Source organism: Verrucomicrobiota bacterium (assembly GCA_016871535.1).
Taxonomy (GTDB): Bacteria; Verrucomicrobiota; Verrucomicrobiia; order Limisphaerales; family SIBE01; genus VHCZ01.
Map to the genome: position 1 here is coordinate 1 of VHCZ01000155.1, position 14910 is coordinate 14910.

Here is a 14910-nt window from a genome sequence, read left to right on the forward strand (position 1 = left end):
CAACCTCGAGGTCGCACAGCAAGTTCCGGCGGGCTTTCCCGAAGTGCTCGCCATTGCGAGCACCACCGCGAAAGCCGGAACCAAGAACAAATTTGGTCAACAAATCCTCGCGGACACCGAATCATATCAGTTACCCACTTTTGGGTAACCGAAATGGTCCGAACCAGCAACCAGGGTTTGGCTTGCCTGTCTCTGTTTGCTCTGTTTTCTCCTGTTATATTAGTTGCGCTGTGATCTCCGGGTCCGGACTGAGCCTGCCGGCTTGACGGGCGGGACAACACTCCCCGCATGAAAACCCTTCCTCTGCTTCTTCTGTCATTGCTTACCCTCAGCGCCACGGCCGCCGAGTCCGGCGTGAAGCGCTACCTTTACTTGAGCACGCCCGACGGGGCGCAAACCGAAGGCCGCTCCAGCGAAGGCATCCTGATCTTCGATATCGACAACGGCCACCGCTTCGTGCGGCGGATCACCATTCCTATCTTCAAAGAAGGGTTGCGCGGCTTTGTCGGGAACGCGACGACGCACGCGGTCTATTACACGACCACGAGCCGCCGCATGGGGTGCTTCGATCTCGAATCGGAGAAGATCGTCTGGGATCGCACGTATGACGCGGGCTGCGATCGCGCGTGCATCACACCCGACGGCACGAAGATTTACGTTCCGACTGGCTGGTGGTATCGCGGGGACGACAGTGGCTTTCTCGTGGTGGATGCCAAAGACGGCACGCTGCTGAAGCGCATTCGCGTCAATGTGCAGGCCCACAACAGCCTGTTTGTCTTCGACGCCACGGTGATGCCGCCAAAGGAGAAGACGCATGTGGATCTGAGCATGGGCGGCCATGGCTGGGTGACCTTCAGTCTCGATGGCCGATATGCCTGGGCGCACACGCCGGACGTGATCGACGTGCGCACGAAAAAAGTCGTCGCCACGCTCAAGGATGAAAACGGACAGCCGTTCGCCAGCTCGAAGTTTATCGAGGTCCACCTGCGCAACGGCAAGGTCGTCCGCGTGGGCGACCAGTTCGGACTAGGCCGAGTGCATGTGGCGGGGAATCTGTAGTCGCACTAACAGCGCACGAGAAAAACACAAGTGACGATACGAGCGTAGGCCCCCAACCCGCCTCGAACGGTTCCCGGTAGGGCGAGTCCGTCCCGGCGAGCCGTGTCTGACGTGTTGAGAACACGTTGGATGCGGCTCGCTGGGGACAGGCTCGCCCTACCGAACTCAATCTGAGAATTGCTGCCAACATGCTGCCGAAGCTGCGCAGCGATCTGACTTTCGAACCGGTTGATCGGGAAGGCAGGCTTCTTCTTTACTTCGTACTTTCTGGTCCTCTCCGCGCTTTCGATTCTGGCGGCATTCGGGATCGTGTTCAGTCGCTGGCAAGCGAAGGGGAGAGTCTCGTGCAGCTCTTCTCGTTTTCCGCGATCCCGATCATCTCACTGATGATTTTCCTGATGATCACGGCGCACGAGTTCGCCCACGGCCTGGCCTGCAAACGATACGGCGGAGAGGTCCATGAGATGGGCTTTCTGCTGATCTATCTTCAGCCGGCAGTTTATTGCAACGTGAGCGACGCCTGGCTTTTCGCGGAGAAGTCCAAACGGCTGCTGGTGGGATTTGCGGGGCCTTACTGATCAGACCGTGTGCATGGCGCGGTGGCCATGGCTGCTTTCCCTTCGCGCCAATACGTGAAATTCGTGTCTCAAAAAGATCCACCATTGTTCACGGGGGGTTCGTAAATTCGCAAATTCGTTGCCCCAGAATCGTGCGGGACCTATTCTTCTGCGTCATGCAAACACCGAAGTCCTTTCAACCCCCGCCTCGGCTGCTGATGGGGCCGGGGCCGAGCAACGTCGCACCGTCCGTGCTCCAAGCCATGTCGCGTCCTCTCGTGGGCCATCTCGATCCCGCGTTCGTGCAGATGATGGAGGAGATCAAAGGGATGTTGCGTGCCGTGTTCCAAACGCAGAATGAAATGACTTTCCCGGTCAGCGGCACCGGCAGCGCCGGCATGGAATTCTGCTTCGTCAATCTCATTGAACCGGGCGACGAAGTGGTGGTCGGGGTGAACGGGGTGTTCGGCACGCGCATGGTTGAGGTGGCCGAACGTTGCGGCGCCAGAGTCACCAAAGTCGAAGCGCCCTGGGGCCGCATCATCGAGGCGCAGCAGATCGCGGATACTCTGAAACAACGCCGGCCCAAGCTGGTCGCAGTGGTTCACGCCGAAACTTCCACCGGCGCGCTCACGCCCGTCGAGGAAATCGCTCGTCTCGCCCATGAGGCCGGCGCCTTGTTTGTCCTGGACACCGTTACCTCCCTCGGTGGCTGTGCCGTGAAAATTGATGCCTGGCAAGCGGACGGGGTCTATAGCGGGACGCAAAAGTGTTTGAGTTGCCCGCCGGGTTTGGCGCCGGTGTCCTTGAGCAAGCGGGCGCTCGAAGCCGCGGCGCAGCGCAAACGGAAAGTCCAAAGCTGGTATCTGGACGTGAATTTGTTGTCCTCGTACTGGGGCCAGGAGCGCGTCTATCATCACACGGCGCCGATCACGATGAACTACGCGCTGCACGAAGCGCTGCGGCTGACTCTGGAAGAAGGCCTGGAACGGCGCTTCCGCCGGCATCAGCAAAATCATGAATCGCTCAAGTCGGGTCTGGCGGCGCTAGGTTTGAGCCTGGCGGCTCAGGAAGGCCACCAACTCTGGCAACTGAACACCGTCACAGTGCCGGAAGGCGTCGAGGAGGCTGCGGTTCGGAAGCGGCTCTTGTCTGATTTCAAGATCGAGATTGGCGCCGGCCTGGGTCCGCTCAAGGGCAAGATTTGGCGCGTGGGTTTGATGGGCGAAACCTCCACGAAGGAAAACGTCAAAGCGTTTCTCCGCGCCCTCGGCCAGATTCTGAAAGACGGCGGGCGCAAGGTCGATGTCGAAGCGGCCCTGGCCGCGGCGGGGTCGTGAACCGCATCTCGGGGTTTCTTTCACCGATTTGACGATTTAACCTTTTAGCGTTTTAACAGCTTCGGTTTCGGCTTCGCCACGCTCTGCTCCCGGTGTGTTTTGCAACGCACAGGCTTTTCTGCGCTTTGCGGGGCCGGGTTTCTCAACTATAGTTTGACTTAATCCAGAAGCGCTTTTAAGAACTCTAGCGCTGACCGAATGACCTGACGCGTTATGCAAACCGAACAACCCGCGTATGTCCGAGTCGGCCCTGCCCCGCACGTCTTCGTCGGCGGCTTCACTCTGATCGAATTGCTCGTGGTCATCGCCATCATTGCGGTCCTGGCGAGCATGCTGCTGCCCGCGCTTTCGAAGTCGAAGGCCAAAGCGCAAGGGATCAAGTGCATGAGCAATTTGAAGCAGTTGCAGTACGCGTGGCATTTCTACGCCGACGACAATAGCGACAAGATTACTTCCTCCGCATATCAAAACCCGGTGGAGCCCACGGCCTGGGTGGATGGCTGGCTGGATTTCAACGCCAGCAACTCGGCCAACACCAATACGCTGATTCTTCGCGATCCCAATCGATCCAAGTTCGCCGCTTACTTGACGGAGGTCGATATCTACAAATGTCCGGCCGACTTCAGCTACGTGAACATCCGCGGCGCGCGCGTTTCGCGCGTGCGCAGCATGGGGATGAGCCAGGCGCTCGGCGGCCCGGGTGGCTGGCTTCCGCCGGGGAGTTATAACGAAGGGCACAAGCGCTACCGAACCTACTACAAGACCGCGGACATGGTCGATCCGCCTCCGGCAAAGCTTTACGTCCTGCTGGATGAACATCCGGACAGCATCAACGCGGGCGGGTTCGCCAATCAAATGGTGGAGAATTCGGCCCAGGCACGGATCATTGATTTTCCGGCCAGCTACCACAACGGCGCTTGTGGAATCTCGTTCGCGGACGGCCACGCAGAGATTAAGGTTTGGAAAGATCCGCGCAGCAAACCTCCGGTCCGGAACAACAACAGTTTGCAGTTGAACGTCGCCTCGCCCAACAATCAGGACATGATCTGGCTCGCCGAGCGCACGTCGAGCCGGTTGGGCATCTGAGACCGCACGAATAGCGTCGAAGGATTTCGCGACGGACAGGCGTTGATACTTTAAGCCCCGGCGGGGCGGCATCCTGGTCGTTCCCAGGCGCCGAAACTCCGGCTCTGATCAGGAGCCGATTTCAAAAGGCGATGATGCCGCGCTGACGGGGCTACTTTTTTCTGCACGCCACTGACTACTGACTACTGACTACTGATCACTGACTACTGACTACGCCGGCCGGGCGAACATTCTTCCCTTTGCGCTTGGCTTCCGAATCGCCCAGATCCTCGCGAGCGTGCTCGGCCAAGGCTTGAAGACGTTTGACAACGCCGGGATGTTTGGCGGCGACATTCACCTTTTCGCCGGGGTCTCTTTTCAAATCGAACAACTCGAGGCCAATCGATTCGTTCGCATATTTTCCCGGCTTGGCCCGGCCTCCGGGCGGCGCGGGCCTCGGATAAGCGTGAGGGAAATGCAACTTCCATTTGCCGCTGCGAACGGCCTGCAAATGCTGGCTCCAGTAGTAAAGATACACCTCGTGCGGCGATTTCGCGCCCCACTGGCCCGACAGCAGCGGCCAGATGTCCTTGCCGTCGAGAATTCGGTCCCTGGGCAGCATCGCGCCGGCCAGCTTCGCGAACGTGGGCAAGATATCGAGGGTCGCGGCCAACTCGTCGCAGACCTTTCCGCGCGGTATCTTTCCCGGCCAGCGCATGAGAGCCGGCACGCGCACGCCGCCCTCGAACGCCGTGGCTTTGCCTTCGCGCAGCCGGCCGGCCGAGCCGGCATGATCACCATAGAGCAGCCACGGTCCATTGTCTGAAGTGAAGACCACCAACGTCCGTTCATCGATCCCGTGCCGCTTCAGTGCGCCGAGAATCTGGCCGACCGACCAATCGATCTCCATGATGACGTCACCATAAAGCCCGCGCGCGGATTTGCCTTTGAACTTGTCGCTCACGTGCAGCGGGACGTGCGGCATGTTGTGCGGGACGTAGAGAAAGAACGGACGATCCTTGTTGTTCTCGATGAATTGGACCGAGCGCTCCGTGTACCAGGTTGTGAGATGCGTTTGGTCTTCGGAGGACACGTTCGCGTTGGTGATCTTCTCGCCTTCGATCAACGGCAGCGGCGGGTAAGTGCCGGGTTTGGCGGAGGGATGGTTTGGCCACATATCGTTCGAGTAAGGCAGTCCGAAGTAATCGTCGAAGCCGTGGCGCGTCGGCAGGAATTGAGGATGATGGCCCAGGTGCCATTTGCCGTAAATCGCGGTCGCGTAACCGCGCCCCTTCAACACCTCGGCGAGCGTGAGTTCGTTCGAGTGAATTCCAATCTTCGATGCCGGCCCCAGCGCGCCAAAAATTCCGATGCGATTCGGATAGCATCCGGTCAGCAACGCCGCGCGCGAGGCGGAACATACCGCTTGCGCGACACAGAAACTCGTGAACCGCATTCCTTCGGCGGCCATGCGATCGAGATTCGGCGTCTGAATTCCCTTCGCGCCATAGACACCGACGTCGGCATAGCCCATGTCGTCAGCGTAGATGAGGACGAAGTTTGGGGTTGCCTTTGGCGCCGCGGCGATGGCAAGCGGCGCGAGCAAAAACCAGGCGAGAAAGCTGATTCGGTGGGCGAGATTCTTCATAAGGCAATGGTCGCACCGTTGCATGATTTGAATGGTGGGTGAGTTGCGGATCTGATCACAGCGTGGGAACAATTTGCCGAATGCAGCGCAGAAGGCCAGCCGGAAGCACGCAGGAATGGCCGATTGAAAATCCGCGCTACGTCCTTGAGATCGCACAGCTGATTCAAGAATCGGCGAAAGGAGCACGAGCAGCCGTGCCCGCGCGTTTCTGAAGATCTGGACAGAAGCCACTCGCGGGCAAGCTGCTCGCGCTCCTCTTGAATCAACCGAGTGAGGGCCGGAGACGAAGCGCTTCAAGCTTGTGAGGCAGGTCGGTCTGCGCTAAGAAGAAACTGAACAAGACGGCCAGCCTGAGCACGACTTGAGGCAAACGCGCATGGATATTCGACCTTCCCCCATCGCCGGCACGTGGTATCCGAGTCAGTCCAAGACCCTGGCCCAACTCGTGGATCAACATCTCGCGGTCGCGGCGGCCGAAGGTTCCGCTCCGCCAGGCCGACCTCGGGCCGTTCTCGCCCCGCACGCTGGTTTGCGCTACTCAGGCCCCGTGGCCGGCTATTCCTTCAACTGCCTGCGCGGATTGAACCCCAAAATCGTCGCTGTGATCGGCCCCATGCACCATTTGCACACTGCGCCGTTGCTCACGTCGGGGCACGAAGCCTATGAGACGCCGCTGGGTCCGGTGAAAGTGGACCGAGAAGCCCTGGACCACGTTCACCACTCGCTTAAGGACACACTGGGCTACGGCTTGACGCGCGTTCGGGAAGATCCGGAGCATTCCGTGGAAATTGAACTCCCGTTCTTGCAGCGCATCTTCGGAGATTTCCTCCTCCTGCCCATCATGATCGTGAACCAGCACCTCAACGTGGCCGAAGCGCTGGGCAAAGCCTTGGCCGAAGCGCTGCGGGAGAGAGACTGCGTGCTGGTTGCCAGTTCGGATCTTTCCCATTTTTATCCGCAAGACGTCGCGCAAACGCTCGACGGCGAAGTGTTGCGGCGCCTCGAGCGCTTCGATCCTGAAGGCGTGGTGAGCGCGCAAGACGAAGGCGTCGGTTACGCGTGCGGACGCGGCGCCATCGCGGCGGTGCTTTGGGCCGCTCGAGCCCTGGGCGCGAGCCGGGTGAACATCCTGCGTTACGCGACATCGGGAGATGTCTCGGCTGACTACACGTCGGTGGTCGGCTATGCGGCGGCGGCGGTTTCTGAGGCTGCTTGAATCAGTGTGCCACGAATTTCGCGGATTGGCGCGAATTCATCAGTCTCGACCAATCAGATGCGCCTCAAAATCCAGTGCATCCCCAAGTTTGCCGAGGGCTTCTGAGCTGGTACCTTGGAGCGCAGAGTTTCACTCTGCCGTATCGCCGATTTGAGATCGGCCGCGCATCGGCCATTAGACGCACCCTGGCCTGCCGACGCCGCCGCAGGATGCAATCCTGCGATACAGCAGATTTCAAATCTGCGCTACAGCCATCGAAACTCGCGGATGCACCGCTGGGTTTTGCTGTGTTTCAAGCGACTCATTTCATCTGTGTCCATCCGTGTCCATCCGTGGTAACCTGATTGACGGTTCATGACGCGATTCTGTCCATGATCAGGAGCCGAGAATTGATCGCGCCCGGTGTGGTGCGCGGCGAATGGTGGCACCCGACCGCGAGTGGTCGCGTCCAGTGCGATCTCTGCCCGCGCGCGTGCAAGCTCGGCAAGGGCCAGCGCGGGTTTTGTTTTGTCCGCCAGGAACGCGACGGCGGGATCGTCTTGACCAGCTATGGCCGCGCCTCGGGCTTTTGCATCGATCCCATCGAAAAGAAGCCGCTGAACCATTTCTATCCAGGCACCAGCGTCTTGTCGTTTGGAACCGCGGGCTGCAACCTGGGTTGCCGCTTCTGCCAGAACTGGGACATCTCCAAAGCCCGCGAGACCGACAAGCTCGTGGATTGGGCTTCCCCCGACGCCGTGGCGGAAGCCGCCGCTCGCTCCGGATGCCGCAGCATCGCCTTCACCTACAACGACCCCGTGATCTTCGCCGAGTATGCCATCGACTGCGCCAAAGCCGCTCATGCTCGCGGGATCAAAACCGTGGCCGTGACCGCCGGCTATATTACGCCGGAAGCGCGCAAAGACTTCTACGCACACATGGACGCCGCCAACGTCGATTTGAAGGCGTTCACGGCGCAGTTCTATCGCAAGCTTTGTTTTGCGGAATTCGAGCCGGTGCTGGACACGCTGCGCTGGCTGAAGCACGAATCGAACGTTTGGTTCGAAGTCACGACCTTGCTCATCCCGGGCCAGAACGATTCCGAAGCGGAGATCGCGCAATTGTGCGATTGGTTCAGGAAGGACCTTGGCCCGGACGTTCCGCTGCACTTTACGGCCTTCCATCCCGATTTCAAAATGCTCGAGACCACCCACACGCCGGCCGCAACCCTCGGTCGCGCCCGGCTGCAAGCCTTGAAGGCCGGCTTGCGCTATGTGTACACGGGCAACGTTCACGACGCCAAAGGGCAATCGACTTACTGCTCCCATTGCCAGCGCCTTCTGATCGAGCGCGACTGGCATGAACTGGACGAGTGGAATCTGGACGGCGACGGCTGCTGCACGTTCTGCGGCGCGCCGCTGGCAGGCCATTTCGATCCGACGCCGGGGCACTGGGGACGCCGACGTCAGAGAATCTTCATCCGGCCGGGGATTTGAAGGTGCGGCGGAACCAAAAGCGTTGTAGCGGCCTCCAATTACAAAGCGTCTGATCCACCTGGACACCGCGGCAGGCATCCAACATGCGTTCACATCATTGAATCGGCAGACCGGCAGGTCTGCCCTACCATTTGGTGGGCCTTGCCGAGAAGCTCGACTCGCCCTGCCTGGCTGCCTGGGTTGAGTTTTCTCGACAAGGCATTAGTGTTCAGGGAAACATCGGATGTGTCGCGCAAGACCCGGCAGCGTCACGAGAGTTAAAATGAAAAAGCTTGTTCCGCGTCCCGCCCCGCGCGCGTTCACCCTGATCGAGCTGCTGGTCGTGATCGCCATCATCGCCCTTCTGGCCAGCCTGCTGTTGCCGGCGCTCACGCAGGCCAAAGCGAGCGCGCGCCAGACGCGCTGCATGAGCAACCTCCGGCAGATGGGGTTCGCCTTCCAACTTTATGTGGATGATTTCGATTTCTATCCTCTGATCGGCTCGACCGTCAGCGCCACGAAACCGCAAGGATCGAAGTGGTATGACGACATTCGCCCCTACACCACCCAGACCTGGACAAATGACCTCTTTCGCTGCCCCAGCTACAAAGGCGGCGTGGAGGATGGCCGCGTCGATCGGGCGGTGATCTATGGATCCATCGGGAGTTATGGTTACAACTGTGGATCAGCGGACACGAATGACATTCTTCAGTTCGGTTTGGCGGGAAAATTCGTGGGACCCGGCGAATTGATGCAAGTCCCTACCCCGCAGAACGCCGTCAAGGTCCCCAGCGACATGATCATCGCCGCCGATTCCTTTTCGACCTTGTCCCAAAAAAGGCGTGTTCTTCTCGTGGGCCTCGAATTGTTGTCTCGGAGGCTCTATTCCACGCTGGATTCCGGCCAGGGGCCGAGCCCGAATGCGCGCGACGCCAGTTCGCGGCACCGTAAGAAAATGAATATTCTGATTGGCGACGCGCACGTGGAAGCAGTCGATTACCGGAAGGCGCTGCTGGACCTGAATCCGGATGTGGTCAAGCGCTGGCACACGGACAACGAGCCGCACATCGAGTTCTTCCAGTAGGTTTCGGTGCCGGTGGCGCGGCGCTCTTGCGGAGCTTTGTCAGAGCTTCAGGGACAGAAAACGCAGTTCTTGTCCAAGGCTGATTTCAGTCGATGCAAATACTCCCGCCTCGGGACCTCGATCGCTCCCAGCCGCTCTGTATGAGGGGTCACCATCTGAATATCGAACAACACGAAGCCACGATCGCGCAGCCGCTGGATCAGGTGATGAAGGGCGACCTTCGATGCGTCGGGCCAGCGGTGGAACATCGACTCGCCTGCGAACAACCCTCCCACGGCCACGCCATAAATCCCGCCGGCCAGTTCACCCCCACGCCAACATTCCACACTGTGCGCGTGGCCTTGGCGATGCAGTTCGCCATAAGCTCGGATGAATTCCGAGCTGATCCATGTCGAAGGCCGGCCTGGCGATGAAGCTGCGCAGCTTTCCATGGTTTCACGGAACGCGCGGTTCACGGTGACTTCAAACACCGACCTTCGCAACGTCCGCGCCAGGCTTCGAGAGACGTGGAAGCGATCCAGCTCGAAAATGCCTCGCGGATCCGGCGACCACCAGGTGATAGGGTCCACGCTCCACGGAAAAATGCCGCTCCGATACGCCAGCAAAAGCCGTTCGACCGAGAGCTCGCCTCCGACTGCGACCAGGCCATTGACGCGCTGGGTATGGATGGCCTCATTCGGGTCCGGGAACCAGAGGCGCCGACCCAGGACAACAGGCGTGGTAGAAGCAAATCTCACGTATCGCAGAGTTGCACTCTGCTGTATCGCCGATTTGCAATCGGCAATGCGCTGACAGGTTCCAGAGCGCTCGAACGAGTCAGCGCCAAGCGGAATGCAATTCCGCGATACGGCAGATTACAAATCTGCGCTACGCTACTAAACAGAGACCGGCGCCATCGCCGGCCGGGGCGTCGAAGACATCTCATAGAAGATCGCTTTTTCGCACGGAAGACCGGAGTCGGCGCAGGCGCCGCCTCCAGCACGCGGGGGCGCGTGCGCTCCCCATTGGTTCTGAATCGTTCCAACTCAACGCCGCTCGTGAGCCATGCGCGCGGAAAGCTCCGTCAGATGCGTGGCGACCTCGGAGATCGCCGCGTCCCAATTGCCGGGCTGCGGTTGGCGGAACAGGCTCATCGTCGGATACCAGGGACTATCCCGCCGCTTCAGCAACCACCGCCAATCCGCGCTGAACGACAGCAACACCCACACAAGGTGACCCAGCCCGCCCGCCAGATGCGCGACGGCTGTGTCCACGCTGATCACCAAATCCAATTGCGAGATTGCCGCGGCGGTGTCGGCGAAGTCCCCGAAGCGCGCCGGAAGCCCGTGCAGGTTGGGCCGGCTTTGCATGACCGCGGTGGCGCTGGGGTCGGGATCTATCTGCAGGCTGAAAAACTCGCAGTGGGGAACGCTCAAGACCGGTTCCCAACGCGCCAGGGCCACGGATTTCTGCGAGGACACCGGGTGATGCGGGTTGCTGGCCCACGCCAGGCCGACTTTGATCTTCGTGGCGTCATGCGCCGGGAGTTTCCAGTCCGTCTCAGGCGGCACGCGCAAGTAAGGTTCCCAGCGATGCTCCGCGTCGAGGGCCGCGCCGAAAATCCGGGGCAAACTCATGAGCGGCGCCTGGACGTCGCAAGGCGGCAACGGCTCTCCTTCGGCAACGACCTGGAGGTCCGGCATGGCGGCCAGGAGGCGTTTGAGCGGCGGCTGGCATTGCATGACCACGCGGCCTCCGCGCCGGGCCACCAGCGGCGCGTAACGGGCAAACATCAGCGTGTCGCCAAAACCTTGCTCGGCATAGAGCAGGAGCGCGCGCCCGTTCAAGTCGCTTCCGTCCCACTCCGGCTGCGGGAATTTGGGTTTCGGTTTGTGTTTCACTTGCCAGCGCCATTCGTACTCGTTCCAGCCGGTCTTGAAATCGCCCGCCAAAAGCGACGCGATGGCGAAGTTCCAGCGCAAGATCGGATGATGCGGGTTGAGCGAGATCGCCTTTTTGTAGCAGCCGATCGCTTCGCCCACGCGATGCCGTTCATGAAGGAGGACCCCGAGGTTCACGGCGGCATCCGCGCAATTCGGATTGATTTCGAGTTCCCGCCGCAAGCAGGCTTCCGCGGAATCCAAATCGCCCAATTGCCGATACGCGTTGGCCATTCCAAGATTGGCCAGGGTCAGGAGCGGATCCTGCAGAAGCGCCTTTTGAAAGGTGGAGATCGCTTCCAGTGGCCGTCCGAGCTTAAGGCGCGTCGCCCCCAGATTGAACTGGAGTTCCGGTGAATCCAGGCCGAAGTGGAGCGTTTTCAGGTAAGCCTTTTCCGCAAGTTGGAATTCGCCGAGTTCCTGACAGCACAGGCCGAATTGTTGGAACAGCGTGGGATCGTTGGGTTGGACCGGGAGCAACTCGGCATATTCCTGCGCGGCCTCGCGCCAATGTCCGGCGGCCTGGAGCAAATTCGCCAGAGTCCGGCGCGCGCCGGCATGGGCTTTGTCCAGGGCCAGCGCTTGCTGAAGGCTGGCCACGGCTTCCTGCGCCCTCTGGCAATCCAACAGCGCAAGCGCCAGTTCGTGATGGGCCTCCGCCCAGTCGGGCTGGGCCTTGGCTGCCTGTTGGAACCATTCGATGGATTCCAGCGCCTGACGTTCGCGGCGGTAGATTTGGCCTAATCGCAAACAAGCGGCGGCACCGTGTTCCGGGTGCTGAGTCAAGCGGTGGAGCTTGAACTTGGCCTCTTCAATCCGGCCCGCGCCGAGCAGGCGTTCCGCTTCGGCGAATGGGTCAGGACCGGATGGATCGGAGGCTTGAAAAGGCATGGTGAATTAGAGGGTGTCGGCCATACTCACGCGTCATGAAGCCGGTGGGGCGAGTCCGTCCCGGCGAACCGCTCGACGCGCCTGGAACGCGTCCGACTCAGCTCGCTGGGGACAGGCTCGCCCTACCGTCAGGCGCATGTGAAGCCGCATTGGCGACGACGACATGCACACTCCCCATGAACCCATCGATGGTAGGGCGGCGCTGCTGTGCCGCCGCATCGACTGAAGACCGGCTGCGCGGCAACGCAGCCCCACCAAGTTCATCGAGAGGGCAGCAGTCTCGTCATTACACACGGAGATCAAGCAATCCTTCCACGCAATTGGTCCGCAACCTCCCGGATCGGGTCGGACCAATCGCCAAACCGGGCCTGGCGAAACAGGCGCATCGCCGGATACCACGGGCAGGTCTCACCTTCCAGACCCCAACGCCAATCCGGGGCAAAGGGAAGCAGCACCCAGGCGGTTTTCCCCATGGCGCCGGCCAGGTGCGCCAACGCGGTGTCGATGCTGATTACCAGATCCAACTGATCCAGCAGAGCCGCCGTGGCCGAAAAATCGCCCATCTCCCCGCTCAAGTCGATGACACGGTTCGCGAAACGGGATGGCCGGAGTTCATCAGCGTTCTCGCCGGTTTGGAAACTGTAAAAGGCGATTCCATCCAGCGTGAGAATCGGCTCGAGATTGCCGAACGGAACCGGCCGAGGGTCATGGTTTTGACTGCGCGAACCGCACCACACCAGCCCGACCTTCAGAGGTTTATCAGGCAGCGAGGCCAGTTTCCGCGCACCCACCGAGCGCGGCCGCAAGTAAGGCGCCTCGGCTGGAATGGTCTCGACGGTGGTTCGAAAAACCGCGGGCAAGCTCAAGAGCGGCGCCTGGAAATCGAAGGCCGGCAGCGGCTCTCCGTAGCCGAAGACCTGGTCGATTCCCGCGACCGATTGCAGAAGAGTTTTGAGTGAAGTCTGGCATTCCAGGATGACTCGCCCGCCGCGTTCGGCGACAGATGTTGCATAGCGGACAAATTGAATCGTATCGCCGAACCCTTGCTCGCCGTAGAGGAGCAACGTGCGGCCGGCGAAATGTTCGCCGTGCCACTGAGGCTGGGAGAAGCGGCGCGGCACACAGAAGGTCATCTGCGTCGTCCAGCGCGCGTCGTAATGTTTCCAGCCGGAAACGAACCGCCCCAAGAGCAGCTCGCAGATGGCCAGGTTGATCATCGCGTCCGAATCGCGCGGGTTGCAGCTCACCGCTTTCTCCAGGGAAACCAGCGCTTCCCAGGCCCGGCGCTGCCGGGTGCGCGCGACCCCGAGGCAAGTCAGCGCCGCCACGTTGGCCGGTTCAAGGGCCAGAATCATTTCGCAGCGCCGCGCGGCTTCTTCCAACTTGTTTTGAATCAGCAACGCCTGCGCGATCGTCACGTGCGCGGGAACGAAGTTTGGATCCAGGCGCAGCGCCCGGTTCGAGCACTCGATGGCCTCGTCGCGTCGATTCTTGTGCAGCAACAGAGCTCCCAGGGAAGAATGGGCGCGAGGATTCTCCGGCGCCAGGGAGACGGCGATCCGGGCTTCGCTTTCGGCTTCCTCGACTTTGTCAAGGCCGTCCAGCGCCATCGCCAGACTGAGACGCGCGGCCACGCTGTCGGGTTGAAGCACGACGGCTTGCCGGAAGCAAGTTTCCGCTTCGGTCGTTCGCCCTTCGCGTTGGCGCACGCAACCCAGATTCAGCCAGGCCTCCGGATAGTCGCGCCGCAGTTCAAGGGCTTTGAGGTAATTCGCGGAGGCCGCGTCCAATTGGCCGAGATTGCTTTGCGCAAAACCTAAATTCAGCCGCGCTTCCGGGTAATCCGGGCGAATCGCCAGCGCGCGTTCGTAATGCCGAATTGCCGCCGCGTCGTTGCCCCGGTCCTGTTCGAGCAAACCCAGGTTGAAATGCGGCTCCGCCAACGCCGGCTGCTGATCGGCGGCTTCCTGGTAAAAGGCGGCCGCCTTCTCAAGATCACGCAAGGCGTAGTAAGCATTGCCGAGGTTGTAGAGCGCTTCCGGAAATTCACGTTGGATTTCGATGGCGCTCTTGTATTGGGCGATGGCCTCCCGGTACTGGCGCAACTCGAACCAGACCAACCCGAGATCGTGGTGCGTGTCGGCAATCTGCGGTTGAACGGCCAGGGCGCGTTCGAGCCATTGCCGGGCGTTGTGCAGATCCCCGCGCTGACGGCAGAGCACACCCAGGAGCCGAAGCGCATCGGGATGACGAGGTTGTCGGTCCAGCACCTGACGATACAGGTCTTCTGCTTCGTCCAGGCGGCCGTGTTGGTGATGAGCCAGTGCGGACTGCAGAAGTGAGATGGGAGGAATTGAAACTCGTTCGCTCACAGCCAGCTTCTCCGAACTCTGATAACAAAGGGGCGCTCGTTTGGATATGGAAAAATGAAACAGGCGGCACTACGAAGTGCCGCCTGGAGAATAAACACTGGATTGACCAGTGCGTGAAGCGCTCTAACCGCCGAGCAACCGGAGCGCGGATTGCGGGAGCAAGTTCGCCTGCGCCAACATCGCCGTGCCCGATTGCACCAGGATGTTGTACTTCGCAAACTGCGTGCTCTCTTCCGCCACATCCACGTCCTTGATCCGGCTGTTGGCCGCCGAGAGATTCTCGTTCAGGATCACCAACTGCTCGC

The 14910-nt window shown here is 60.6% G+C and carries 12 protein-coding genes; 7 read left to right on the forward strand and 5 right to left on the reverse strand.

The genetic code is table 11. The features are described 5' to 3' along the window. Nucleotides 1-288: 288 nt before the first annotated feature. From FJ398_18185 to FJ398_18200, 4 genes are all read left to right on the forward strand, one after another. Nucleotides 289-1059 carry a hypothetical protein gene (locus FJ398_18185; protein ID MBM3839860.1) on the forward strand — a complete coding sequence of 257 codons (771 nt, stop codon included), beginning with the start codon at nt 289-291 and terminating at the stop codon, nt 1057-1059. 125 nt (nt 1060-1184) lie between these two features. Then, nucleotides 1185-1637 (forward strand): hypothetical protein, encoded by a 453-nt coding sequence (locus FJ398_18190; protein MBM3839861.1) that lies wholly within the window; start codon nt 1185-1187, stop codon nt 1635-1637. Nucleotides 1638-1792: 155 nt separating this feature from the next. Next, a complete protein-coding gene (locus tag FJ398_18195; GenBank protein MBM3839862.1) occupies nt 1793-2956 on the forward strand; it encodes an alanine--glyoxylate aminotransferase family protein in 1164 nt (387 codons plus the stop codon). A gap of 213 nt (nt 2957-3169) precedes the next feature. After that, the gene (locus FJ398_18200; GenBank protein ID MBM3839863.1) at nt 3170-4042 is read left to right on the forward strand and encodes a type II secretion system protein; all 873 of its coding nucleotides are present in this window, start codon (nt 3170-3172) and stop codon (nt 4040-4042) included. A gap of 196 nt (nt 4043-4238) precedes the next feature. Here the strand turns inward: FJ398_18200 and FJ398_18205 are convergent, their stop codons facing one another. Then, on the reverse strand, nt 4239-5693 hold the full coding sequence (locus FJ398_18205; protein MBM3839864.1) for a sulfatase: 1455 nt from the start codon (nt 5691-5693) through the stop codon (nt 4239-4241). A 352-nt stretch (nt 5694-6045) separates the two neighbouring features. Between FJ398_18205 and amrB the strand changes: the two genes are divergently transcribed. The 3 genes from amrB (at nt 6046) to FJ398_18220 (ending at nt 9423) form a co-directional block, all read left to right on the forward strand. Continuing rightward, complete coding sequence (gene amrB / locus FJ398_18210) at nt 6046-6885, forward strand: AmmeMemoRadiSam system protein B (protein ID MBM3839865.1); 840 nt, start codon at nt 6046-6048, stop codon at nt 6883-6885. Between the two features lie 371 nt (nt 6886-7256). Continuing rightward, on the forward strand, nt 7257-8360 hold the full coding sequence (gene amrS / locus FJ398_18215) for an AmmeMemoRadiSam system radical SAM enzyme (GenBank protein MBM3839866.1): 1104 nt from the start codon (nt 7257-7259) through the stop codon (nt 8358-8360). A 262-nt stretch (nt 8361-8622) separates the two neighbouring features. Next, complete coding sequence (locus tag FJ398_18220; GenBank protein ID MBM3839867.1) at nt 8623-9423, forward strand: DUF1559 domain-containing protein; 801 nt, start codon at nt 8623-8625, stop codon at nt 9421-9423. Between the two features lie 47 nt (nt 9424-9470). Here FJ398_18220 and FJ398_18225 read toward each other — a convergent pair whose 3' ends face one another. The 4 genes from FJ398_18225 to FJ398_18240 all read right to left on the reverse strand — a co-directional run. Next, nucleotides 9471-10130 carry a leucyl/phenylalanyl-tRNA--protein transferase gene (locus FJ398_18225; GenBank protein ID MBM3839868.1) on the reverse strand — a complete coding sequence of 220 codons (660 nt, stop codon included), beginning with the start codon at nt 10128-10130 and terminating at the stop codon, nt 9471-9473. A gap of 318 nt (nt 10131-10448) precedes the next feature. Then, a complete protein-coding gene (locus FJ398_18230; GenBank protein MBM3839869.1) occupies nt 10449-12233 on the reverse strand; it encodes a tetratricopeptide repeat protein in 1785 nt (594 codons plus the stop codon). A gap of 299 nt (nt 12234-12532) precedes the next feature. Then, nucleotides 12533-14605, reverse strand: a complete 2073-nt coding sequence (locus FJ398_18235; protein ID MBM3839870.1) for a tetratricopeptide repeat protein — start codon at nt 14603-14605, stop codon at nt 12533-12535. A gap of 123 nt (nt 14606-14728) precedes the next feature. Next, nucleotides 14729-14910 (reverse strand): flagellin (locus FJ398_18240; protein MBM3839871.1); only part of this gene is annotated, 182 nt, incomplete at its 5' end.

What these genes read in the sequence shown, in the direction of transcription:
- FJ398_18200 (MBM3839863.1), top strand. Translation starts at nt 3,170, where the DNA reads ATGCAAACCGAACAACCCGCGTATGTCCGAGTCGGCCCTGCCCCGCAC.
- FJ398_18230 (MBM3839869.1), bottom strand. Translation starts at nt 12,233, where the DNA reads ATGCCTTTTCAAGCCTCCGATCCATCCGGTCCTGACCCATTCGCCGAA.
- FJ398_18205 (MBM3839864.1), bottom strand. Translation starts at nt 5,693, where the DNA reads ATGCAACGGTGCGACCATTGCCTTATGAAGAATCTCGCCCACCGAATC.
- amrB (MBM3839865.1), top strand. Translation starts at nt 6,046, where the DNA reads ATGGATATTCGACCTTCCCCCATCGCCGGCACGTGGTATCCGAGTCAG.
- FJ398_18195 (MBM3839862.1), top strand. Translation starts at nt 1,793, where the DNA reads ATGCAAACACCGAAGTCCTTTCAACCCCCGCCTCGGCTGCTGATGGGG.
- FJ398_18220 (MBM3839867.1), top strand. Translation starts at nt 8,623, where the DNA reads ATGAAAAAGCTTGTTCCGCGTCCCGCCCCGCGCGCGTTCACCCTGATC.
- FJ398_18185 (MBM3839860.1), top strand. Translation starts at nt 289, where the DNA reads ATGAAAACCCTTCCTCTGCTTCTTCTGTCATTGCTTACCCTCAGCGCC.
- amrS (MBM3839866.1), top strand. Translation starts at nt 7,257, where the DNA reads ATGATCAGGAGCCGAGAATTGATCGCGCCCGGTGTGGTGCGCGGCGAA.